Origin of the sequence: Streptomyces sp. NPDC002209 (assembly GCF_042890265.1) — a bacterium.
In the GTDB taxonomy this organism is placed as follows: domain Bacteria; phylum Actinomycetota; class Actinomycetes; order Streptomycetales; family Streptomycetaceae; genus Streptomyces.
This window is the reverse complement of the sequence record NZ_JBIARX010000001.1, coordinates 989,454-1,011,475: the sequence shown is the minus strand read 5'-3', so window position 1 is coordinate 1,011,475 and position 22,022 is coordinate 989,454. Positions and strand designations below refer to the sequence as shown.

The following is a 22,022-nucleotide window of genomic DNA, read 5'->3' as shown; positions in this document are numbered from 1 at the left end:
AAGTGGTCTAGTCCTTCTTTGGTCCAAACCATTGACGCGACCCTCGGGTGATCGCTATCTCTTCTCCCACCCGAACCTCTTGCTCCCCCCTCCCACCCCCCCGGAGGCAGTTCATGCACTTCCGTAAACCCCTCATCGCGGCCGCCGCCACGGCCGCGCTGGCAGCCGGAGCGCTGGCCGGCTTCGCGGGGCTCGGCACCGCACAGGCCGCCGGCGCGGCCACCACCGCGGGCGGCGGCAACGTCAAGATCGCGTACTACGACCAGTGGAGCGTGTACGGCAACGCCTTCTATCCCAAGCACCTCGACACCCGCGGCATAGCGGGCAAGCTGGACGTCATCAACTACTCGTTCGGCAACATCCACCCCACGAACCTCACCTGTTTCGAGGCGAACAAGGCGGCGGGCGACGACAACAACCCCAACGCCGGTGACGGCGCGGGCGACTCGTACGCCGACTACCAGAAGTCCTTCAGCGCGACGGACAGCGTCAGCGGCGTCGCCGACAAGTGGGACCAGCCGATCGTCGGCGTCTTCAACCAGTTCAAGCAGCTGAAGGCCAAGTACCCCAACCTCAAGATCAACATTTCGATCGGGGGCTGGACGTACTCGAAGTACTTCAGCGACGCGGCGAAGACCGACGCCTCCCGCAAGAAGCTGGTCTCCTCCTGCATCGACCAGTACATCAAGGGCAACCTGCCGGCCGAGGGCGGCTACGGCGGCCCGGGCACGGCGGCCGGCATCTTCGACGGCATCGACATCGACTGGGAGTACCCCGGCTCCGCCGGCGGGCACCTGGGCAACAAGTACGCCCCCGAGGACAAGCAGAACTTCACGCTCCTGCTCAAGGAGTTCCGCGAGCAGCTCGACGCGTACGGCGCGGCCAACGGCGGCAAGAAGTACCTGCTGACGGCGGCGCTCCCGGCCGGTCAGGACAAGATCAAGTACATCGAGACGGACAAGATCGGTTCGTACCTCGACTACGCGAACATCATGACGTACGACATGCACGGCGCCTGGGACGGCGACGGGCCGACGTACCACCAGTCCCCGCTGGACAACTCGGCGGCCGACCCGACCGACCCGATCGCCCCGGGCACCCAGAAGTACGGCATCAAGAACGCCATCGACTCCTGGCTCGACGGCAACGCGGCGTACGGCATCGCCGGCGGCTTCCCCGCCGGCAAGCTGACGCTGGGCTACGAGTTCTACTACCGCGGCTGGAAGGGCGTCCCCGCCGGGACCACCAACGGCCTGGCCCAGAGCGCGACCGGCCCCTCCGCGGCCCGGCCCACCAGCCAGCAGGCCGGCATCGCCAACTACAAGGAGCTCGGCGGGATCGTCGACAACCCGGCGACCACCTTCTGGGACGACCAGGCCAAGGCCTCGTACTTCTACAAGGACGGCGAGTTCTTCACCGGCCTGAACCAGCGGTCCATCCAGGCCCGGGTCGACTACGGCAAGCAGCGCGGCCTGGCCGGCGCGATGATGTACTCCCTGCTCGGCCTGGACGCCAACACCACGCTGCTCAACCAGATCTCGGACGCCCTCGGCGGCACCACGCAGCCTCCGACGACTCCGCCGACCACGCCCCCGACCACCCCGCCGACCACTCCGCCCACGACGCCTCCGACCACCCCGCCGACCACGGGCTGCGGTTCGACCCCGGCGTACGTCGCGGGCACGATCTACACCGCGGGCAACGAGGTCGCGTACAACGGCCGCAAGTACAAGGCCCAGTGGTGGACGCAGAACGAGACCCCGGGCACCACGGGTGAGTGGGGTGTCTGGAAGGACCTCGGCGCCTGCTGATCTCCCCCCACCCCGCGCCGAGCGACGCCCCGCCCCGTCCCCTCTCCGGGGGCGGGGCGGAGGTGTGTCACATGGTTGCCGGATTCCGGACACCGCTCCGTGTCGATGTCGCTACGCTCGGCCACAAGCTCGTTTCCGCTTGGGGGTGCCGTCTCATGGTTCAGGCCCGTGACCTCGATCCCAGCGCCTCGCCGCTGGACTACTACGGCTACGAACTGCGCAGGCTGAGAGAGCAGGCCGGTCTGAAACAGACGCAGTTGGGCGACATCATCTACTGCACGGGCTCGCTGATCGGCCAGGTCGAGTGCACGAAGCGGGTGCCGACCCGGGACTTCTCGGAGCGGCTGGATGTCGCCCTGGGTACGGACGGGCACTTCTCCCGGCTGGTGGGCCTGGTCCTGCGAAGCGTGCTGCCGACGTGGTTCCAGGCGTACGCGGAGATGGAGGCCCGGGCCACGTTTATTTCCACGTTCCAGTGCCAGTTGGTGCATGGACTCCTCCAGACGGAGGGCTACGGACGTGCCCTGCTCGGGGTCGATCGACCGGAGCAAGTCGACGAGCTGCTGGCCGCCCGCATGGACAGGCAGCACATCCTGAAGCGCGAGCATCAGCCAGCCTTGTGGGTGGTGCTCACGGAGGCCGTGTTGCATCAGGAGGTCGGCGGCCGTGACGTGATGCGGAAGCAGCTCGCTCATCTGCTGAGTTTCCTTGAGCACCCGTGGGTGCAGATCCAAGTGCTGCCCTTTTCAGCCGGACAACATACTGGAATGCTCGGGTCGTTCACCCTGCTCCGCTTTGACGACGACCCAGAAGTGATTTATGAGGAGGGCTACGCCCAGGGGCACATGACAGCCAACTCGTCAGTGATCAAGGAACGTTCGTTCGGCTACGCTCGACTGCAAGCCGCAGCGCTCCCCCCGGAGCGCTCGGCCACGCTGATCGCTCGCGTAATGGAGGAACGCTATGGGAAGCAACCAGAACCTGGCGGGCGCGCTGTGGCGTAAGTCGTCCTACAGCGGAACAACCGGCGGCGAGTGCGTTGAGTGCGCTCCCCTCGGCCCGATTGCATGGCGCAAGGCCTCGTACAGCGGTTCCAACGGCGGCGAGTGTGTCGAGGTGGCCGCGCAGCCGTGTGGCGTCGCCGTGCGGGACTCCAAGCGGCCCGACGGGCCCGCCTTCTCGGTGGCCCCGGAGGCGTTCGGGGCGTTCGTCCGGAGCCTCTGACCGTACGCCGGAGCGGCAGCCCCCTCGGCGGGGGCTGCCGCACGCGGTCAGACCTGGTACTGGCCGACCGTGATGAAGTACCGCAGCTCCTCCGGCGTGCCGTTCAGCGCCTTCTCGGCCGCCGCGTACAGGGCCGGGCTGATGCCGGGGCGGGTCAGGATGCGCATGACGGTGACGCGGTCGTCCTCCGCCTGGGCGAGCCGCAGGCCAGTCTTCAGGAACGCGGCCCGGTCGGCGGCGGTGCCGTCGAGGGCCTTGTTGGCCTCACGGGTCACGGCCTTGCCCGGCTTGCCGGCCAGGATCCGCAGGATGGCGACCTTGTTGTCCTCGTCCTGGGCGATCGCGAGGCCGGTGGTCAGGAACGCGACCCGGTCGGCGGCGGTGCCGTCGAGGGCCTTGTTGGCCTCGAGGGTCACCGCCTTGCCCGGCTTGCCCGCGAGGATCCGCAGGATGGCGACCTTGTTGTCCTCGTCCTGGGCGATCGCGAGGCCCGTGGTCAGGAACGCGACCCGGTCGGCAGGGGTGCCGTCCAGGGCCTTCTGGGCCTCGCGCTTCACGGCCCTTCCGCTGGCGGGGTCCGCCAGCAGCTTGGCGATGGCGACGGCATTGTCCGCGTCCGAGTCCGCGACCGCGGCCACCGCCGCGGCGGTCGGCGCGGCCGCCGTGGCTGCGGCGAAGGACGGCGTGGAGAGCAGCAGGACCGGGGCCAGCGCGGTCGCGGTCAGGACGAGCGCAGCTCGGGTCGGATTCATGGTTCCCCCTCGATCGAACGGGTCGCGCCCCGATCCGGGGCAGCGACAAGATCGTTTCAAGGGTATTCCGGTGTACCGGTCCCGATAGGCGTATTTCGGCCAGGACCGAGCGGCCGTAACCGCCCCCGCCGGCTGCCGACGGCAACCCGCCCCGCAGCCCCGCACAGGGGATGTGGGGCGGGCCTGGACCGGGTTCAGGCCCCGGGGCGGGTGCCGATCATCTCGGCGATCAGCTCCGGGGCCACCGCGCGCGAGTACAGCCAGCCCTGGCCGGTGTCGCAGCCGACGCGGCGCAGCCGGGCCGCCTGGCCGGCGGTCTCCACGCACTCGGCCGTCACCGTCAGGCCGAGCCGGTGCGCGAGCTGCACCAGGGCCTCGACGATGGTCTCGTCGGCCGGGTTCGGGTGGGTGCCCTCCTCGTAGCGGAAGCCCCGTACGAAGGAGCCGTCCAGCTTCAGGACCGACACCGGCAGCCGGCTCAGGTACGCCAGGTTCGAGTACCCCGTGCCGAAGTCGTCGATGGCGATCCGCACCCCCATGTCGCTCAGCGCCTGGAGGGCCTGCAGCGGCCGCCCCGCGGAGCCCATCACCGCCGACTCGGTCAGCTCCAGCTGGAGCAGCTGCGGGGCCAGCCCGGTCTCGGCCAGGATCTCCGCCACGTCGCCGACCAGGTCCGAGTCCCACACCTGCCGTACCGCCACGTTGACGGAGACGAAGACCGGACAGTCGCTCGGCTGCTCGATCTGCCAGCGCCGGGCCTGCCGGCAGGCGGTCCGCAGCACCCACCGCCCCAACTGGACGATGGAGCCGTCCTCTTCCGCAATTCCGATGAACCGATTCGGCGTCAGCGTGCCGAACTGCGGGTGGTTCCAGCGGACCAGGGCCTCCACCCCGCGCACCGCACCGCTCTCCAGGTCCACGAGCGGCTGGTACTCGAGCGCGAACTCGCCCCGCTCCACGGCCGGCCGCAGCGTCGAGCTGAGCGCCTGGCGGGTCATGCGGTGCGCGTTGCGCTCCGGGTCGAACAGCGTCCAGCGGGCCTTGCCGTCCGCCTTCGCCCAGTACAGGGTCGTGTCCGCGGCCTGCATCAGCCCCGTCGCCGAGGTCCCGTCCGTGGCCCGCTCCACGACGCCGATGGACGCCGACACCGACAGTCGCTGCCCGGCCAGGTCGAACGGCTCCTGCACGGCGGCCAGTACGCTGCGCGCCAGGTCGGCGAGCTGCTCGGTGCCCGTGGAGTCCTCGACCAGCAGGGCGAACTCGTCGCCGCCGAGCCGCGCCACGAGGTGCCCGCCGGTGCGCCCGTACCCGGACTGGTCGGCGCACTGCGTCAGCCGGGCCGCGACGGCGGTCAGCAGCCGGTCCCCGACCCGGTGGCCCAGGGTGTCGTTGACGGCCTTGAACCCGTCGAGGTCGAGGTAGCACAGGCCGATCCGCCCGGTGCCGCCCTGCTCGTACGAGGAGGCCTCCAGGGCGGCGGAGAGCCGCTCGAAGAACAGCGCCCGGTTGGGCAGCCGGGTCACCGGGTCGTGCATCTGGAGGTGCCGCAACCGGGCCTGGAGGTCGCGGCGGTCGCTGATGTCGGCGACGGACAGCAGCACGTCCCGGGTGCCGGGCACGGGCCCGAGGGTGACCTCGGTCCACAGCGAGTGCCCGTCCGGGTGTTTGAGCCGGCGGGTGCAGCGCAGTCTGGCCTGCCGGCCGCGCAGCACCTCCTGGTAGGCCTGCCAGGTACGGGCCTCGGCACCCAGGTCGACCAGGTCGGCCGCGCACTGCTCGACGAGCGCGTGCGGCTCGCTGCCCAGCAGCCCGGCCAGCGCCGCGTTGGCGGCGACGACGTAGCCGGAGCGGTCGACGACGGCCATCGCGAGGTGGGCCGCGTTGAAGGCGGCCCGGTAATCGCGCAGTTCGGACTCGGTGCGGGGCGGCGACGTCGGCACGGCCGGCACTGATTGGTGACGCTCCGTAATGGCCGATCGGATGCTGTCGGCCGCCGAACCGGTTCCCTCTGAGGTTCCGCTCACCGTTGGCTCCCGCAGTGCTCGTGAGTGTCCGTGCAGGAAAGTGTGCCGATCATAGAGGCACCGTACGGCCCTATCCAGCGGCGTCGCCGTGCGGGGCACGGGACTTCGGCGTGCTGACGCCTCGCCGGCCGGATCCCGGGCGATCGTTTCTGCACAGCTCTGAGCAGCGGAAGCTCCCTGCTGATCTCCCGTGATCGGTCGTGACGTTGTGTAGGCATGTGGGTGAACCCCCGGGGTCACCGGCTTGCCGTAGTGCTCACTCGTGTGGGGCAGCGGAACAGGGCATTAGTAAGACAATCGCCTCAAGGTGGAACGAGATGGACGAATCCACCACCGGAGGTCGATGTGCCGCGACAGCAGACACCCGGGGGAGTGGAACGCTCCCGCATGAGAAGCACGGCGGCGGCGCTCACCTCCCTGACGGCGCTCGCCGCCATGTCGCTCGTCGCGGGTCCCGCGGTCGCCGTCCCGGGGGCCGCGCCGTGCGCCCTGACCCGTACGTCCGCGCACCACTCCCTCGGCCTGGACACCTGGAACCGCGCCTACCCCAAGCCGGAGCACACCCTCGACGCGGTCATGGTCTTCCTCTCCTTCCCCGACCACCGGACCACCCTGACGACCGAGCAGCTGACCGGCGACTACTTCCCCGCGACCGGAGACTTCTTCGAGCGGGCCTCGTACGGGAGGTTCCACCTGGTCCCGCACCCGCAGAAGCAGTGGATCCAAATGCCCAAGCCGTCCACGGCGTACGGGATACAGCGCGACTGGGCGGCCGAGGACCGGGCCGCTTACCTGCGGGACGCGGTCGCCGCCGCCGACCGGGAGGTGGACTTCTCCCGGTACGACGTCGTGTACTTCGTCGCCGACCCGGACGCGCCCGGAGTGGACTCGGACGCCACCAAGGTCGTCAACTTCGACCGGCCGATCAGGGCGGACGGGACGGACCTGCGGCGGATCGTGACCGTCTTCGAGCGGCACCCGCCGGACCGGAACGTGCTGGCGCACGAGACCGGGCACGTCTTCGACCTGCCCGACCTCTACCACCGGCCGACGGACGGCAAGGGCGACTGGGACACGCACGTCGGGGACTGGGACGTCATGGGCAGCCAGTTCGGGATGGCCCCGGACCTGTTCGCCTGGCACAAGTGGAAGCTCGGCTGGCTCGACGCGTCGCAGGTGGACTGCGTGCAGTCGGGATCCTCGCTGCACACCCTGCTGCCGCTGGCCCAGGCCCCGGCGGCGGGTGCCACGGGCGGGACCCGGCTCGCGGTGATCCGTACGGGCACCGGCAGTGCGATCGCCGTCGAGGCGCGCGGGTCCGCCGGCAACGACGGGGACACCTGTACGGAGGGGGTCCTGGTCTACCGGGTGCGCAACGAGGCGGCGTCGGGCGGCGGTCCGATCGAGGTGCTCGACGGGCATCCGGACACGGAGGCCTGCTGGGACCGCTCGGTGTACCCGCCGCTGGCGGACGCGCCGCTCGAGGTGGGGCAGGCGTTCACGGTGCCCGGGGAGCGGATCCGGATCGAGGTGGCGGACCGCACCCCGTCGGGGGCGTACACGGTCAAGATCACCACGTAGCGCAGCGCTGCGGGAGCGTTCTGCCGGAACACGAAGAAGGCCCCCACTTGCGTGGGGGCCTTCTTCCGTCTGTGCGCCGCCAGGGACTCGAACCCCGGACCCGCTGATTAAGAGTCAGCTGCTCTAACCAACTGAGCTAGCGGCGCTTGCTGACGAGGAAGACATTAGCAGGGAGATGGCCGGAAGGAAAAATCGATATCCGCAGCTCGGGCGGCGCGGACGTACGCCCACAGGAGGGCCTCGGGTCCGGGGAGCCAGGGGGCGCGGGTGTCGGGGGCGACGAGCCAGCGCGACGGCCCGGGGGCGGGGGTCAGCGGCGGCACGGTGACGGCGTCGCCGCGGCCGTGGCACAGGGGCGCGGGCGCCGAGCTGCCCCACTCCTCCCAGGCGAGCAGCGCGGGCAGCCGGTGGGCGGTCCCGGTGGCGGCGAAGAGCAGCATCCGCCCGCGGTGCACGGCGACGGGCCCGGAGCCGGGGCCTTCGGCGAGGAGCAGGTCGAGCATCCGGCGCCCGAGGACGAGCGGGACGTTGACGACGTCGAAGGCGGTCCCGCAGGGCAGGGTGGCGGGGGCGGTGGCCCGGGCCTCCCACAGGGCGAGGGTGCTGTGCGGGTGTGCGGACGCGGAGGCGAGCCAGGCGGCGCCATGGGGGGTGACGTGGGTGGCGGTGCGTGCGTCGGGGGTGGGGCAGGCGGGTGCCGTCGTCAGCGTCGTCATGCGGACCGGTCTACCGGGCGTAGTGATCCGGTTTCCAGGAGTTACGGAAAACCGGGACAGGACGGGGGATGGTGGGCTATGTTGCGCCCCGCATATGCCACCTGCGTCATCTGCGGTTCCGGCGCGAGACCGGCGCACCGGGCCCGTGGCCGGGCCCGGGCGGTCGCGAGTGCGTGGCCTGCGGAACTGTTCTAGCGTCGTATGAGCGGGGGTTCGCCCGCCCGGCCCCGCCGGTGAGCCCGCTCCACGGCGCCGGGGACTCCGGCCTCCGCCCTCGGGCGCTGGCCCGGCCGCCCCCGCGCGCGGTCCGGGGCACCCGGGACCGCGGTCCCGACCGAGAGCAGGTGCATTCCCATGCGTCGTTCGGCTCGTATCCCCGGTGTCCTCGCCGCCCTGGCGCTCGCCCTGGGCGGCGCCGCCGTCGCCGCTCCGGCGGCCCACGCCGACATCGAGGCCTGCCAGGACATCGTCCAGCTGCAGGGTGCCGAGGTCACGGACGCCATCCGGCTCGCGTGCTACGTGGGTCTCGTGGGAGACGAGGACGGCTGCACCAAGGGGCTGACCCAGGCCGGCGTGGAGGGGATCGTCGCGACCGCGGCGTGCCGCCAGGCCCCCCAGTAGCCGGCCCCGTCCCCGAGCCCGCCCCGAGCCCCGCCCCGAGCCCGCGACACCCCCTACGGGGCCTCCGGGCCCGCCTCGCGCTGCAGGGATTCGCCGAACTCGATCATCTTGCGCGCGTAGTCCTCGGTCCACTCCGCCTGCGCGGCGATCGCCGCCGGCGGCAGCCGGTCGAACCGCCGCGGATCGGCGAGCTGCGCGGCGGCCAGCGCCTGGAACTCCACCGCCCGGTCCTGCGCCGCCCGGAACGCGAGCGTCAGCTCGGTGGCGCGGGCCAGCAGCTCCCGCGGGTCCTCGATCGACTCCAGGTCGAAGAAGTGCTCCGGGTCCGTGGCGGCCTCCGAGGGCTCGAAGAGCAGCGGCGCGGGCCGCAGCTTCCGCTCGGTCGTCCGCTCGGGCTCTGCCATGCGTGTCCTCCTGCTGCGCGTTCGGGATCCTTCCGGGCCACCCTCCATTGTCCAACGCCGCGCAAGAGCGCCGCCCCTCAGGGCTTCCAGGCCACCCGGTGCTCGGCCAGGTGTGCGAGGACCGAGTGGTTCGCCTCCCAGCCGTCCGGGAACTTGACCGTCACCCCCAACTGGACCGGCTCCGTGGACGGATGGTCGTCCAGCAGCTCCGCTATCCCCGCCCTGGCCACGACCACGCAGGCGTGCCGGTGCCGCGAGGCCAGTACGCACAGGCGGCCCGTCTCCAGGTGGAACGCCGTCGCGTCCGGGCGGCCCGACAGCGGGTGCAGCACCACCGTGAGGTCGTACTCCCGCCCCTGGAGCCGGTTCGCGGTGTCCACCGTGACCCCGGTGACGCCCAGTTCCGCCAGGGCGGCGCGGACCGCCGCCGCCTGGTCGCGGTGCGCCGTGCCGACCGCGATCCGGTCGGCGGTCAGCGGGGCCGGGGCCTCGGACTGCTCGTCCGCCGTCACCGCCCCGCGGTCCAGCGCCCGGCGGACCACCAGGGCCACCGCCCGCACGGCCTCCGGGTCGGTGCGCGGGGTGTGCCGCGCAGGCAGCTCCAGCAGGCCCCAGCCCGACTCGGCGGCCTCGTCCAGCACCCGGTCCGGGCCCGAGCCGTCGCACGCGACCCCGTACGACAGCCGCCGCTCGCCATGACCCGTACCGCTGCGGAACTGCGTGTACGGGTAGAACGCCTGCGAGACCAGCGGCGCAGCCGTCGCCGGGAGCCGCCAGGACACGGGCAGCCGGTGCTGCGGCAGCTGCGGGTTGTGGGCCAGCAGGGTGCTGACCGCCGACGCCGACGGGTCGTACGACAGCCCCGCCCACTGCTCGGCGCCGACCACGCTGAACGGGTCCAGCTGCCCCGGGTCGCCGACGAACAGCGCCCGCTCGAACAACCCGGCCACGGCCAGCAGCGCGTCCGAGCGCATCTGGTACGCCTCGTCGACGATCGCGTGCTCCCAGGGCTCCGTGTCCTTCACGTACGCCCACTTCGCCGCCGTGGAGATGGTGATCGGCAGCTCGGCCAGGTCCCCCGGCTTCGCCGAGAGGGTGACCGAGGGCAGCTCGCGCAGCGCCGGGTCGTACGCGTCGCCGTCGCTGCTGTGCAGCCGGCCGACCTTCAGCTCCGGATCCTTGTCGGCGAGCCGCAGCACCAGGTCGTCGACCTGCGCATTGGTCTGCGCGACCACCATCAGCCGGCGGCCGGCCGCGGCCAGCTCCCGGGCGGCCCGCACCACGAGCGTGGACTTGCCGGCCCCCGGCGGGGAGTCGACGACCACGCCGCGCTCGCTGCCGTGCAGCGTGTCGCGCAGGATGGCGGCGGTCGCCTCGGCGGCGGCCGCGCCCGGATCGAAAGCGGTGCTCACAGGATGTCCTCGTCGGTCACGGCGTCGGGCAGCACGGCGGCGGTCGCGGATCCCGGCGGTCCGCCGTGCGTCCACGGGGTCTGCTCCGGCTCCGGCAGCTTCGGGCCGCCGCGCGCGTCGTGCTCGAACAGCGTCCAGCAGACCCGGTCGCCCTTCTCCGGCACCGAGCCCGGCTCCGGCTCCCGGCCGCGGCCCATCTTGTCCAGCAGCCGCAGCACGAGCCGGCCGTCCTCCTCGAAGCGGACGAACTGCGCCGCCTGCGGGCGGCCGTCCAGCGAGCGGAACACCTTGCCCCCGCCGCCCTCCGCGAGCTGCGGACGGTCCTCCGTGGCCACGGTCACCAGCGGGCGCGGACTCGGCCGCTTCGACTCCGTCCATTCCATCACCACCTCGGTGACCTCGCCCGCGAACGCCTCGCCCGACAGCCGCCGGCCCGCCATCACCAGCGGATCGTCCAGCGCCTCCTGGGCGTCGAGCCGCACCTGCTCGGTCTCCCGCGTCGCCAGCTTCCGGGCCGCCGTCACCGCGTCGTCGCGGCGCGGCTGCGGGGGCTCGCCCGCCCGGACCCGGTCCCGGTGGCCGGTGTACGACCAGCGGTCGCGGGTCCAGCGCTCCTCGGCCCGCTCCCCGGCCGGCAGCGCGCGCAGCAGCTCCAGCGACTGCCACACCGCCCGCCAGGTCGGCCGCATCTGCTCCGCGACGAGTTCCCGGACGGCCGCCTCGGCGCGGTCCAGGGCCGGCCCGTCGCCCGCGGTGCGCGCCGCGTCGTAGCGGGCCATCGCCGGGGCGAGCAGCTTGTTGTCGAAGGCCGGGTCGGTGGCCGGTCCGGCGGGCGGGACCAGCAGCCGCCCGTCCCGGTCGCGGCCCAGTTCGGCCCGCAGGGCCGCCTCCGCGCCCGTTTCCCCCTCCGGCGGGGCTATCCACGACAGCAGCGCGCCCAGGTGCTGGTCCTCCAGGTTGCTCTGGCCGGTGGCCCAGTGCCGCCCCAGCAGCTCCGTCGCCGACATCAGCATGGCGGCCCCCGGGACCCGGGAGCGCTCGCCGAGGTGCGTGAACCAGCGCCCCAGCAGCGGGACCCGGGTGGGCGCCGGATACGGGTTCTCCGGGTCCTCCTCGGCCGTCCGCCGGAACCGCATCGACCGGCCCAGCAGCCGGACGTATTCGATGCCCGCCCGGCTCGGCACGATCACCTGGGGCGCGTCCAGGCACAGCTCGGCGGAGACCTTGCTCTTCGCGCCGGTCTCCGGATCGGTCTCGGTCCGCTCCACGTACTCGACGTCGTCCGCGTACCCGTCCACGTACGGCAGGAGCACGTCCGCCAGCTCCGCCAGGAACGTCCAGCGCAGGTCCCGGTCGCGCGGCTGCGGTACCACCAGGACCCGCGGCTCCGCGGGATCGGTGCCGATCAGGGCGCCGAGCGGGGCCCCGGCCTCGCCCGCCGTCGTCAGGGGTACGAGGACCAGCGGGCGCTCGCTCAGATGCCGGTGCCGTACGGTCGCCAGCGGCCGGGCCCGGCCCGCCCGGACGGCTTCGAGGCGCGCGAGGGTGTTCAGGAGGGACATGCGGCCGCCTCCAGGGCCTCGGCGCGCAGCCGGGCCGCCTGGTGCAGCGCGGCCGCGGTCGGGTCGTCGGGGCAGCCGCCGCCGGCGGCGGCCGCGAGCGCCTCCTCGACGGTGGTGAGCGCGCCGAGCTCGCCCCGTACGGAGCGGCCGAGGGCGGTCACCTCGGCGGCGGCGCGGGCCCGCTCCCGGCAGTGGAAGGCGAGTTCGCAGGCGGCCAGGCACTCGGGGGCGTAGGCGGCGGAGACGGCCGAGACCGCCTCGGTCAGCTCCTCGGCGGGCCGCGCCGGGTCGAAGCTGAGCCCCTCGGGCAGGGCCGCGGCCAGCTCCTCGACGCGCGTGAGCCGGTCCAGCTGGCGCCGGGTCACGGCGCGCTCCCGGCGGACGTCGACGGGCGCGGCGGTCGGCAGGTTGGAGAAGTCCTTCGGGCAGACGAGCAGCACGGTGTGCCCGACCACGGCGGAGGCCAGCTTCTCGGCGGTGCTCTCCAGGGCCAGGACGTAGACGGCGGCCTGCCGGGCGGCGGCGCCCACCTTCGCGGGATCGGCCGCCCCGTCGATCAGCGGGAACGACTTGATCTCCACGACGGTCCAGCGGCCGTCGGGGTGCACCACGACGGCGTCGGGCTCCAGATAGGCGGGGGTGCCCGCCACCTCCAGGGCCAGCATCGGGTGGTCCAGCAGGGTCCAGGCCCCGGTGGCGGCCCCGGCGGCGGTGGCCTCGCGCAGGGCGAGCGCGGTGCGGGCGGCGCGGCCCTCGGGCCCGGCGGCCGTCAGGTCGGGGACGCGGGCGCCCGGGCCGGGCGGCTCGGCTCCGTCGCCCAGGTGCCGGTGGACCAGCTCCAGCAGGGCGGCTCCGCCGTCGCCCTTGACCCTGGCCTCGAAGGAGTTCCCGCGGACGATGGCGAACTGCGACTGGCCGAAGGCGGCGGGCGAGCCGAGGGCCGCGGCCAGGGCGGTCTTGTCCACGCCGGCGCCGTCGAGCAGGGCTCGTCTGCCGCATCCGGGGTTGGCGGCGAGCGCCGCCAGCGCGCGGGCGTCGAGCGGGCGGGGCGGCACGGCGGGGCCGCGCAGGTCAGCGAGCCGCTGCCGCAGAGTCGTCTTCCGGGGCGGGCCGCTGGGCGGGTAGGAGCTCACGGGCGGAAGTGTCCCATCCGCCACTGACAATCGTGGTCTTACCGCGGAAACCGGCCGTACGGGCGGACAGCCGGCGCGAGACCGCGTACCCGGCGGCCATCACGGCGGCCCCGGCGGCCGCGTCCAGGAAGTAGTGGTTGGCCGTGCCCATGACCACGAGCGTGGTGACGGCGGGATAGGCGATGCCGAGCGCCCGCAGCAGCGGGTGGCGGCCGTGCCGCCACAGCAGGACCCCGCACCACAGGGCCCAGCCGACGTGCAGGCTCGGCATGGCCGCGTACTGGTTGGTCAGGCCCCCGAGCCCGCGCGGCGCGCTGGCCTCGGCGCCCCACCAGCCGTACGCGCTGTACTGGGCCATCGTGTCGGTGAACCCGTGCGCGGCGTCCAGCAGCCGGGGCGGGCAGGTGGGCATCAGGGTGAAGCCGACGAGCCCGAGGAGGGTGGAGACCACCAGCCAGGTGCGGGCGCTGCGGTAGTGCTGCGGCCGGCGCAGGTACAGCCAGACCAGCACGGCGGGGGTGACGAGGTAGTGCAGGGAGGCGTAGACGAAGTCGGCGGGTATGCCGAGCAGTCCCTCGTGGGAGAACAGCCGGTTGAGCGGCCGTTCGAAGTCGATGCCCAGCAGCTCCTCCGCCCGGAGTATCGCGAGGCCGTGGCCGACGGCGAGGTGCACGTCGCCCCGGGCGAGGAGTCTGCCACCGGTGTACGCGCCGTAGACGAGCCCCAGGAGCAGCAGTTCGGCCCACCAGCGGGTGGGCTTCTGCCGATCAGTCATACGGTGTAGGACGCTTGTGCGACACGGTGGGTTGCCTGGTGTTCACGTGATGGATGATGGACGGACGACTCAATAGCCCGAACCACCACAAAGCGTGCGAACCCTTACGCCCTCACGTACCGGGAGAATCTCCAATGGCCCCCCGAATCCTCCTGGCCCGCCACGGCCAGACGGCGTGGTCCCAGCTCGGCAAGCACACCGGACGCACCGACGTGCCCATGCTGGAGGAAGGCAGGCGGGGCGCGAAGCTGCTCGGCGAGCGGCTGGCCCGCGCCCCGTGGAACGGCCTGCCCGGCGTGGAGGTCCGCACCAGCCCGCTGGTCCGTGCGAGCGAGAGCTGCGAGCTGGCGGGCTTCGGTGTCCGGGCGGACCCGTGGGACGCGCTGATGGAGTGGGACTACGGCGACTACGAGGGCATGACCCCGGCCGAGATCCAGGCGGTCCGCCCGGGCTGGCTGATCTGGCGCGACGGCGTCCCGGGCGGCGAGTCGGTCGCCGACGTCGCGGCCCGCGCGGACGAGGTGGTCGCCTGGGCCCGGGCTGCGGAGCGCGACGTGCTGGTCTTCGCCCACGGCCACATCCTGCGCACCCTGGCCGCCCGCTGGCTCGGCTTCGAGGCCTCCTTCGGCGCCCGCATCCGCCTGGAGCCCACCTCCCTGTCGGTCCTGGGCTGGGCGTACGGGGCCCCGGCGCTGGAGCGCTGGAACGACACCGGTCACCTGGACGTCTGACCGTAGCCCGAAGTCCCTTGCGGGGGCGGGTGGTTGGGCGATCGACGGGGCTGCGAGGATGGGGCCATGGCGATCACCTCCGTGGTACTGCGACGACACGTGGCCGACCTCGACGCGGCCTCGTCCTTCTACGAACGGCTGACCGGCGAGCCGGCGAACCGGTTCGCGTTCGCCGGTCTGGAGCTGGCGGCCGTCGGGCCCTTCCTCCTCTTCAGCGGACCGGACGCGGTCGCCGAGCGGTTCGCCGGGGTGGCGGCGACCCTGGGCGTTGCGGACCTGGACGCGGTCGTCGCGCAGGGCGAGGCGGCCGGCGCCGAGGTCGTCGCCGCGCCCGCCGACACGCCGAACGGGCGGCGGGCCGTGCTCCGGCACCCCGACGGCGCGGTGTACGAGTACGTCAGCGGCTGACCCGACCTGACCTGACCGGGCGGCCGGTCCGGGCGGCCGGTCAGGCCGTGGCGTGGCGGGTGAGGAACTCCGCCACGCGGGGGCTGGGCTGGTGCGGGACCAGGGTGCGGGCCGTCCCCGAGAGCATGGACCGGATCCGGGTGGACTGGACCTCGGCGAGCAGGTCCAGGACCCGCCCGCCCGCCCAGGCCGCCTCGTCGGGGGCGCCGGCCCGGGCCAGGTCGTCGGCCAGCTCGGCGGTGTAGAGGGCCACGTTCCGGGCGAAGTGCGGATCCTGGAGGTCCGCCGCGCGGCGGGCGTGCCGGGCCGCGCGGGCGTGCTCCCCGAGGGCCGCCCAGCACCGCGACTCCAGGGACTCCAGCTCGGCCTCGCCGAAGAAGGACATCCACTCCGGGTCCGCGCCCGCCTCGCCGCGGGAGAACTCCGTGTGCGCCCGGGTCAGCGCCTCCTCGCAGGCCTTGCGGTCCGCCAGGCCCGCCCAGCCGCCCGCCTCCCGCAGGGCGAGCAGCGAGAGCAGCCGGGGGGAACCGAGGGGGCGGGCGGCGCGGCGGCCCGCCTGGGCGGCCCGTACCGACTCCCGCGGCCGCCCGCAGTCCCGGGCGAGGAAGGCCATGTTGCTGAACGCGTGCGCCTCCAGGCCCGCGTCCCCGGCGACCCGGGCCGTCGCCAGGGCCTCCGCGTAGTGCGAGCGGGCGTCCTCGAAGCGGCCGGAGTCGTGGGCCAGCCAGCCCACCGAGATGGCCAGTTCACCGGCGCCCGCGTGCAGCCGGTCCTCGGTGGACTGCCGGGTGGCTCCCGCATCGAGCAGCGCGTAGGCGGCGCGCAGGGGTTCGGCGGCCCTGCGGTACAGGGCGTCGGCCCCGTGCCGGTCGTCCAGCAGCCGGATCTGGCGCACGGCCTCCTCGACCGCCGCCGCCTCGGACTCACCGGCCCGGGAGGGCGGCCGGCGGGTGTCGCCGAGCAGGGGGAGGCCGATCGTCGCGGCCGCCACGGTCGCGGAGCCGCCCGCCATGAACGCGCGACGCAGCACGTCGCTCTCCTTGTGGGTGAAGGGGCCGGTGCGCTGCGCCGACCGGCCGCGCACCGCCTCGCGCGGGGAGAAGCCCAGGTCGGCCAGGGTCCGGCCGGGGAACATGTGCAGGAAGACCCGCTCGTACGCGTAGTTGGGGCAGCGGATCTCGCCGGACTCGACCCGGCCGATGTAGCGGGCGTCGCAGGAAACCGTTTCTCCGATCTCCTTCGCGGCCCGGCGCACCATGGCCGCGAACTCGGCCGGGGAGTGCTGCCCGCGCAGCCGCCGGAACGTCTGATTGGGTGAGTGGGGGAACGCCGCCATGGACGTGGCCTCTCTGGCAAGGGACGCACCGCCGGTTCCGCAGGATGGGGCCGGGCCCGGCGCGCATGAACGTACCGCCAGCGGCGGACGACTCATGCGGTGTTTGGCTACAAAAGGGATATCTCACCCGCGATCCGCCATGAACTGCCATCCTTTGCAGCGTCTTGCCGCCGCACCCGTTGACGTTTTGGCGCGTTGAGCCCATGCGGGGTGTGAGCTGACTCCCGCCCGGCTCGTACGCGGATCGAGGAGGGGTTCCCTTGGTGGAGGGCGGCATGGAGAGCACTGGAATGAACACCGCGCCCGCGTCTTCGGGCGCGACCCCCGTCCCGGTCGTCGCGGTCGCCCCGGGCGTCGTGGCCGCCCTGGTCGCGGCCCCGGCACAGGCGCCGGACCTGGTGACCGTGCCCGCCCGGCAGGGCCTGGAGGCCGTGGACATCATCCGCCGCGCCGCCAGCCTGGCCGGCGGGGTCGGCCCGGTGCTGCACGACGGGTCCGGCGACACCCTCGGCTTCCTCGTCCCGCCCGGCACGGCCGACGCCTGGGACCTGCCGGGCAGCGCGTGCACCCAGACCAACGGCCGCGGCATGCGCTTCGGCGACGTCGACGTGTCGCCCACCGCCGGCGACACCGGCTGGCTGCTCCCCCCGGAGGCCGTCGGCCCGGTCACCGACCCGGAAGTGCTGCGCGCCGCGCTCGGCGAGGCGGCCCGCCTCATCGAGGCGGCGGACAACTGCCGCTGACCGGCGACAATGGAGTGGTGGCAGGCAAGGGCAGGGGCAGCAGCAGACAGCGCGGGCGCGGTACCTCCGAGGCGGTCGTCGGGCAGGTGGGCGGCGGCACGGCGGAGCTGGCCCCCGACCGCGAGCGCGCGGACGCCTGGACCCTGCTCATCGACGGAGCCCCGCAGTCGCACGTGGACCTGGCCGATCCGGGGTACCTGGACTTCGCTTACCAGCGGCGGATCGGCCACCTCATCGACCTCGTCGCGCCCGCCCGGCAGCCCCTGAACGTGGTGCACCTGGGCGGCGGCGCCTTCACCCTCGCCCGCTACACGGCCGCCGCCCGCCCCCGTTCGACCCAGCAGGTCGTGGAGATCGACGCCGCGCTGGTGGCCTTCGTACGCGAACACCTGCCGCTGGACCCGCAGGCGCGGGTCCGGGTCCGGGCGGTGGACGCGCGGGCGGGCCTGGCCAAGGTCCCGGACGGCTGGGCGGACCTGGTGATCGCGGACGTGTTCAGCGGTGCGCGCACCCCGGCGCACCTGACCAGCGCCGAGTTCCTGGACGACGTACGCCGCGCCCTCGCGCCCGGCGGGTGGTACGTGGCCAACCTCGCGGACGGCCCGCCGCTGGCGCACCTGAAGGGCCAGATCGCGACGGCCGCTTCCCGCTTCGAGCACCTGGCGCTGGCCGCCGACCCGGTGGTGTGGCGGGGGAAACGGTTCGGCAATGCGGTGCTGGCTGCCGCCGACCGGGAGCTGCCGGTCGCCGAGTTCACCCGCCGGGTGGCGAGCGACCCGCACCCCGGCCGGGTCGAGCACGGCCGGGCCCTCGCCGACTTCGCGGGCGGCGCGGCCCCGGTCGCCGACGCCTCGGCGGTGGCCTCGCCCGAGCCCCCGCCGTCCGTCTTCCGCTGAGGGGCCGCGACCCGGCGCGACACGCCCTCGTACGGATGACCTTGCGCTCCGAACGGTGCGCGGCCGGGTATGTCTGCGAGTCGGGTGCCCCGCCGGGGTGCCCGGGCACCACCAGGCAGCAGGGAGACAGAGACATGGCTCAGGGCACCGTCAAGTGGTTCAACGCGGAGAAGGGCTTCGGGTTCATCGCGCCCGAGGACGGCACCGCGGACGTCTTCGCGCACTACAGCGAGATCCAGTCGAACGGTTTCAGGGAGCTCCAGGAGAACCAGAAGGTCACGTACGACGTCAGCATGGGCACGAAGGGGCCCCAGGCGACGAACATCACCGTCCTGGTCTGACGCGCCCTCACCCCTCGTACGTCTCCACCAGCGGCGGGTGGCCGTTCCAGGTGCAGAAGACCGACATCTCCCGGCCCGCCTTGGTGAAGGTGACCCGGATCCAGTACGGCTGCTTCCACACCTGCATCTGCCAGCCGGCGTCCGGCGTCGCAGAGACCAGCTCGGCCGAGGACGCTCCGAGGTCGAAGACCACCCGGCCACCCGTGACCGGGTAGGCCTTCACCTTGCCCGGATCCCCGCCGTCGCCCTGCTGCTCCTCCGGGCGCGGGCTCGGCGGGGCCGCTTTCTGCGGGGGCTTCGCGGCGGAGGCGGTGGTGGAGGGCGACGCCGACGGGGAGGGGGACGGGGAGGGCGAGTCGGGGGCCGGTTCGGAGGAGGGCGCCGCCGCCCGGTGCGTCGAGGAGGACAGCGGCTGCGTGGTCAGCGGCACCGCCAGCGGCGGATCGTAGGCCGTTCCGGACATGACCGTGTGCACGCCCCACCAGGACAGCGTCACCGCCGCCCCGGTCGCCAGCGTCCAGGCGAGAGCATGAACAAGTCCTCGGTGCATCAGGGCACATACTGCACCACTCGCCCCAGAGGTGTCCCGACACCCCGCGTGGTCCCCCGAATGGACTACGGTGCCGCCCATGGCAAGTGTGCTCGTGGTCGAGGACGACCAGTTCGTACGTTCCGCCCTGATCCGGCACCTGACCGAGGCCTCGCACACCGTGCGGAGCGTCGGCACGGCCCTCGAGGCGCTGCGCGAGGTCGCCCACCACCGGTTCGACGTGGTCATCCTCGACCTCGGGCTGCCCGACCTCGACGGGTCGGAGGCGCTCAAGATGCTGCGCGGCATCACCGACGTACCGGTGATCATCGCCACCGCGCGCGACGACGAGGCCGAGATCGTCCGGCTCCTCAACGACGGCGCCGACGACTACCTGACCAAGCCCTTCTCCGTGGAGCACCTCTCCGCCCGGATGTCCGCCGTCCTGCGGCGCGCCCGCGCGGCCGCCGGCGGGGAGCCGCCCTCGCGGGTGCTGCGGGTGGGCGGGCTGGCCATCGACCCGCTGCGGCGGCAGGCCGAGCTGGACGGGGCCGTGCTGGACCTGACCCGGCGCGAGTTCGACCTGCTGGCCTTCCTCGCCGGGCGGCCCGGGGTGGTCGTGGCCCGGCGCGAGCTGCTCGCCGAGGTGTGGCAGCAGTCGTACGGGGACGACCAGACCATCGACGTGCACCTGTCCTGGCTGCGCCGCAAACTGGGCGAAACCGCTGCCAGTCCGCGCTATCTGCACACCCTGCGGGGGGTCGGCGTCAAGCTGGAGCCGCCCCGGTGAGCGCGGTGGACGCGGTGGACGCGGTGGGCGCGCGATGAGATGGGCGCTGGTCAAGGTGTGCCTCGCGGTCACGGCCATGGTGGTCGTGGCCTTCGCCGTGCCGCTCGGGCTGGTCGTCCAGGAGATGGCCAGCGACCGGGCCTTCTCCAACGCCGAGCGGCAGGCGGCCACCATCGGGCCGACCCTGTCCATCACCACCGACCCGGTGCAGCTGCGCAAGGCGGTGGAGTCCACGCAGATGGGCGCGGCCCAGCGCATGGCGGTCCACGTGCCCGCGATCGGCGGCGGCGCGCCGGTGGAGATCGGCACCGGCCGGGCCGGGGCGCACGCCGTGGCGGAGACCCGGCGGATGGGCCGGGCGATGACCACCCCGCTGGCCGGCGGCGGCTCGGCGCTGCTCCAGCCGACCGCCCTCGGGTCGGGGGACATCGCCGTCGTGGAGATCTTCGTACCGGAGAGCGAGGTCAGCAACGGCGTCGCGACGGCCTGGGTGGTCCTCGCGGGCGTCGGCCTGGCGCTGATCGTGGGCTCGGTGGCGGTCGCCGACCGGCTCGGCGCCCGGCTGGTGCGGCCCGCCGAGCGGCTCGCGGACGCCGCGCACCAGCTGGGGGAGGGCCGGCTGGGGGCGCGGGTGCCGGAGGACGGGCCGAAGGAACTCCGCTCGGCGGCCGTCGCGTTCAACTCGATGGCGGACCAGGTGGTGGAACTCCTCGCCAACGAGCGGGAGCTGGCCGCCGACCTCTCGCACCGGCTGCGGACGCCGCTGACGGTGCTGCGGCTCAACACGGCCTCGCTCGGCGACGGTCCGGCCGCGGAGCAGACCCGGGCAGCGGTGGAACAGCTGGAACGGGAGGTCGACACGATCATCCGTACGGCCCGTGAACAGCGCGCACCCGCAGCCGCCGCGGGCGGGGCCGGGGCGGGCTGCGACGCCTCGGAGGTGATCCGCGACCGGATGGACTTCTGGTCGGCGCTGGCCGAGGACGAGGGCCGTGAGGTGCGGCTCGCGGGCGTGGACCGCACGGTGCGGCTCCCGGTCGCCCGGCCGGAGCTCGCGGCCGCCCTCGACGCCCTGCTCGGCAACGTGTTCCGGCACACCCCCGAGGGCACCCCGTTCGCGGTGGACGTCCACGACGCGGGGGACGCGGTCATCGTGCTCGTCTCGGACGCGGGGCCCGGCATCGCCGATCCGGACGCGGCGCTGCGGCGCGGCAACGACGGCGGGCGGGACGGCTCGACGGGCCTCGGCCTGGACATCGTGCGCCGGGTCGCGGAATCGACGGGCGGCGACGTGCGGATCGGCCGCTCGATGCTCGGCGGGACCGAGGTCAGGGTGTGGATCGCCCTGGACGACCGGGCGCGGGGCGGTGCGGGCGGTGTGCGGACGCGCCGCGGCCGCCGCAAGCGGCGCGGCGGCTGACGGGCGTCCGCCGGTCCGCCCGTTCGCCCGGCTCGCCGGCTTTCGCCCGCGGCGGGCCCGGGCGGCATACCGTACGGGGTGGTTGGTTGTCCTTCCCCCGAACGGAATGGAACTGGTCATGCGCTACGCAGTCCTCGGCACCGGGATCGTCGGCCGTACGGTGGCCGGCCGCCTCGACTCGCTCGGACACGAGGTGGTCATCGGCACCCGGGACCCCCGGGCCACCCTCGCCCGTACCGAGTACGCCGAATGGCAGGAGGCCCACCCGCAGGTCGGCCTCGCCTCCTTCCCGGAAGCCGCCCGGCAGGGCGAGGCCCTGGTCAACGCCACCGGCGGGCAGGTCAGCGTCGCCGCCCTGACGGAGGCGGACGCCGCGCACCTGGACGGCAAGGTGCTGATCGACATCGCCAACCCGCTGGACTTCTCGCAGGGGTTCCCGCCCACCCTCGACCCGGTGGACGACGACAGCCTGGGCGAGCTGCTCCAGCGGACGTTCCCGCGGCTGCGGGTGGTCAAGACGCTGAACACGATGAACTGCCGGATCATGGTCGAGCCGGCCCGAGTGCCGGGCGAGCACACCGTCTTCCTCTCGGGCGAGGACGCCGACGCCAAGAAGTCCGTACGCGAGCTGCTGTACTCCTTCGGCTGGCCGGAGGCGAGCGTCCTGGACCTGGGCGGCATCGAGACGGCCCGCGGCACCGAGATGCTCCTGCCCATCTGGCTCCGCCTGATGGGAGCCCTCGGCCACACGGACTTCAACTTCCACATCCAGGGCGCGAACCCGCGGGCCACCGGCTCCTGACCGGGGCCGGG

22 protein-coding genes, 1 tRNA gene and 1 pseudogene are annotated in these 22,022 nt (G+C 73.4%); 13 read left to right on the top strand and 11 right to left on the bottom strand.

Annotated features, from left to right (window positions below; translation table 11 throughout):
* Positions 1-113 precede the first annotated feature (113 nt).
* The 3 genes from ACFYXK_RS04665 (at position 114) to ACFYXK_RS04655 (ending at position 3,035) form a co-directional block, all read left to right on the top strand.
* Positions 114-1,811: a glycosyl hydrolase family 18 protein gene (locus ACFYXK_RS04665; protein ID WP_389409786.1), complete on the top strand. Its 1,698-nt coding sequence runs from the start codon at positions 114-116 to the stop codon at positions 1,809-1,811.
* 155 nt (positions 1,812-1,966) lie between these two features.
* Complete coding sequence (locus ACFYXK_RS04660; protein WP_389409785.1) at positions 1,967-2,815, top strand: helix-turn-helix transcriptional regulator; 849 nt, start codon at positions 1,967-1,969, stop codon at positions 2,813-2,815.
* The gene (locus ACFYXK_RS04655) at positions 2,775-3,035 is read left to right on the top strand and encodes a DUF397 domain-containing protein (protein ID WP_389409784.1); all 261 of its coding nucleotides are present in this window, start codon (positions 2,775-2,777) and stop codon (positions 3,033-3,035) included. The genes ACFYXK_RS04660 and ACFYXK_RS04655 overlap by 41 nt, the downstream gene beginning before the upstream one ends.
* A 47-nt stretch (positions 3,036-3,082) precedes the next feature.
* Here ACFYXK_RS04655 and ACFYXK_RS04650 read toward each other — a convergent pair whose 3' ends face one another.
* A complete protein-coding gene (locus ACFYXK_RS04650) occupies positions 3,083-3,787 on the bottom strand; it encodes an ALF repeat-containing protein (RefSeq protein WP_389409783.1) in 705 nt (234 codons plus the stop codon).
* Between the two features lie 194 nt (positions 3,788-3,981).
* On the bottom strand, positions 3,982-5,811 hold the full coding sequence (locus ACFYXK_RS04645) for a putative bifunctional diguanylate cyclase/phosphodiesterase (RefSeq protein ID WP_389409782.1): 1,830 nt from the start codon (positions 5,809-5,811) through the stop codon (positions 3,982-3,984).
* A 387-nt stretch (positions 5,812-6,198) separates the two neighbouring features.
* Between ACFYXK_RS04645 and ACFYXK_RS04640 the strand changes: the two genes are divergently transcribed.
* Positions 6,199-7,392, top strand: a complete 1,194-nt coding sequence (locus ACFYXK_RS04640; RefSeq protein WP_389409781.1) for a M6 family metalloprotease domain-containing protein — start codon at positions 6,199-6,201, stop codon at positions 7,390-7,392.
* A gap of 72 nt (positions 7,393-7,464) precedes the next feature.
* On the opposite strand, the gene ACFYXK_RS04635 is transcribed toward ACFYXK_RS04640, so the two are convergent.
* Together ACFYXK_RS04635 and ACFYXK_RS04630 are read right to left on the bottom strand one after the other, a co-directional pair.
* Positions 7,465-7,538: transfer RNA gene (locus tag ACFYXK_RS04635), tRNA-Lys, on the bottom strand.
* Positions 7,529-8,108, bottom strand: a pseudogene (locus ACFYXK_RS04630) (hypothetical protein). The gene ACFYXK_RS04635 and the pseudogene ACFYXK_RS04630 overlap by 10 nt, the downstream one beginning before the upstream one ends.
* Positions 8,109-8,462: 354 nt before the next feature.
* Here ACFYXK_RS04630 and ACFYXK_RS04625 point away from each other — a divergent pair.
* Complete coding sequence (locus ACFYXK_RS04625) at positions 8,463-8,729, top strand: hypothetical protein (protein WP_383513388.1); 267 nt, start codon at positions 8,463-8,465, stop codon at positions 8,727-8,729.
* 53 nt (positions 8,730-8,782) lie between these two features.
* Here the strand turns inward: ACFYXK_RS04625 and ACFYXK_RS04620 are convergent, their stop codons facing one another.
* The 5 genes from ACFYXK_RS04620 to ACFYXK_RS04600 all read right to left on the bottom strand — a co-directional run bounded on the left by ACFYXK_RS04620 (position 8,783) and on the right by ACFYXK_RS04600 (position 14,015).
* Positions 8,783-9,133: a hypothetical protein gene (locus ACFYXK_RS04620; RefSeq protein ID WP_266629035.1), complete on the bottom strand. Its 351-nt coding sequence runs from the start codon at positions 9,131-9,133 to the stop codon at positions 8,783-8,785.
* Positions 9,134-9,210: 77 nt separating this feature from the next.
* Positions 9,211-10,545: an AAA domain-containing protein gene (locus tag ACFYXK_RS04615; RefSeq protein WP_389409780.1), complete on the bottom strand. Its 1,335-nt coding sequence runs from the start codon at positions 10,543-10,545 to the stop codon at positions 9,211-9,213.
* The gene (locus ACFYXK_RS04610) at positions 10,542-12,107 is read right to left on the bottom strand and encodes a hypothetical protein (RefSeq protein ID WP_389409779.1); all 1,566 of its coding nucleotides are present in this window, start codon (positions 12,105-12,107) and stop codon (positions 10,542-10,544) included. Before ACFYXK_RS04610 ends, ACFYXK_RS04615 begins: the two co-directional genes overlap by 4 nt.
* On the bottom strand, positions 12,095-13,240 hold the full coding sequence (locus ACFYXK_RS04605; RefSeq protein ID WP_389409778.1) for a hypothetical protein: 1,146 nt from the start codon (positions 13,238-13,240) through the stop codon (positions 12,095-12,097). Before ACFYXK_RS04605 ends, ACFYXK_RS04610 begins: the two co-directional genes overlap by 13 nt.
* Entirely contained in the window at positions 13,179-14,015 is an 837-nt protein-coding gene (locus ACFYXK_RS04600; RefSeq protein ID WP_383513381.1) for a phosphatase PAP2 family protein, read from the bottom strand. The genes ACFYXK_RS04605 and ACFYXK_RS04600 overlap by 62 nt, the downstream gene beginning before the upstream one ends.
* A gap of 134 nt (positions 14,016-14,149) precedes the next feature.
* Between ACFYXK_RS04600 and ACFYXK_RS04595 the strand changes: the two genes are divergently transcribed.
* Positions 14,150-14,746 carry a histidine phosphatase family protein gene (locus ACFYXK_RS04595; RefSeq protein WP_389409777.1) on the top strand — a complete coding sequence of 199 codons (597 nt, stop codon included), beginning with the start codon at positions 14,150-14,152 and terminating at the stop codon, positions 14,744-14,746.
* A 66-nt stretch (positions 14,747-14,812) separates the two neighbouring features.
* The gene (locus ACFYXK_RS04590) at positions 14,813-15,154 is read left to right on the top strand and encodes a VOC family protein (protein WP_389409776.1); all 342 of its coding nucleotides are present in this window, start codon (positions 14,813-14,815) and stop codon (positions 15,152-15,154) included.
* 40 nt (positions 15,155-15,194) lie between these two features.
* Here the strand turns inward: ACFYXK_RS04590 and ACFYXK_RS04585 are convergent, their stop codons facing one another.
* Positions 15,195-16,490, bottom strand: a complete 1,296-nt coding sequence (locus ACFYXK_RS04585) for a tetratricopeptide repeat protein (protein WP_389409775.1) — start codon at positions 16,488-16,490, stop codon at positions 15,195-15,197.
* 275 nt (positions 16,491-16,765) lie between these two features.
* Between ACFYXK_RS04585 and ACFYXK_RS04580 the strand changes: the two genes are divergently transcribed.
* The 3 genes from ACFYXK_RS04580 to ACFYXK_RS04570 all read left to right on the top strand — a co-directional run bounded on the left by ACFYXK_RS04580 (position 16,766) and on the right by ACFYXK_RS04570 (position 18,470).
* Positions 16,766-17,233: a hypothetical protein gene (locus ACFYXK_RS04580; RefSeq protein ID WP_389409774.1), complete on the top strand. Its 468-nt coding sequence runs from the start codon at positions 16,766-16,768 to the stop codon at positions 17,231-17,233.
* Positions 17,224-18,129, top strand: a complete 906-nt coding sequence (locus ACFYXK_RS04575) for a spermidine synthase (protein ID WP_383513513.1) — start codon at positions 17,224-17,226, stop codon at positions 18,127-18,129. The genes ACFYXK_RS04580 and ACFYXK_RS04575 overlap by 10 nt, the downstream gene beginning before the upstream one ends.
* A gap of 134 nt (positions 18,130-18,263) precedes the next feature.
* Positions 18,264-18,470, top strand: a complete 207-nt coding sequence (locus ACFYXK_RS04570; RefSeq protein ID WP_389409773.1) for a cold-shock protein — start codon at positions 18,264-18,266, stop codon at positions 18,468-18,470.
* 7 nt (positions 18,471-18,477) lie between these two features.
* On the opposite strand, the gene ACFYXK_RS04565 is transcribed toward ACFYXK_RS04570, so the two are convergent.
* Positions 18,478-19,020, bottom strand: a complete 543-nt coding sequence (locus ACFYXK_RS04565; RefSeq protein WP_389409772.1) for a hypothetical protein — start codon at positions 19,018-19,020, stop codon at positions 18,478-18,480.
* A 79-nt stretch (positions 19,021-19,099) separates the two neighbouring features.
* Between ACFYXK_RS04565 and ACFYXK_RS04560 the strand changes: the two genes are divergently transcribed.
* The 3 genes from ACFYXK_RS04560 (at position 19,100) to ACFYXK_RS04550 (ending at position 22,011) form a co-directional block, all read left to right on the top strand.
* Positions 19,100-19,789, top strand: a complete 690-nt coding sequence (locus ACFYXK_RS04560) for a response regulator transcription factor (protein ID WP_383513368.1) — start codon at positions 19,100-19,102, stop codon at positions 19,787-19,789.
* Between the two features lie 34 nt (positions 19,790-19,823).
* Positions 19,824-21,209, top strand: a complete 1,386-nt coding sequence (locus tag ACFYXK_RS04555) for a sensor histidine kinase (RefSeq protein WP_389409771.1) — start codon at positions 19,824-19,826, stop codon at positions 21,207-21,209.
* Between the two features lie 118 nt (positions 21,210-21,327).
* Positions 21,328-22,011: an NADPH-dependent F420 reductase gene (locus ACFYXK_RS04550; protein WP_389409770.1), complete on the top strand. Its 684-nt coding sequence runs from the start codon at positions 21,328-21,330 to the stop codon at positions 22,009-22,011.
* Positions 22,012-22,022 lie beyond the last annotated feature (11 nt).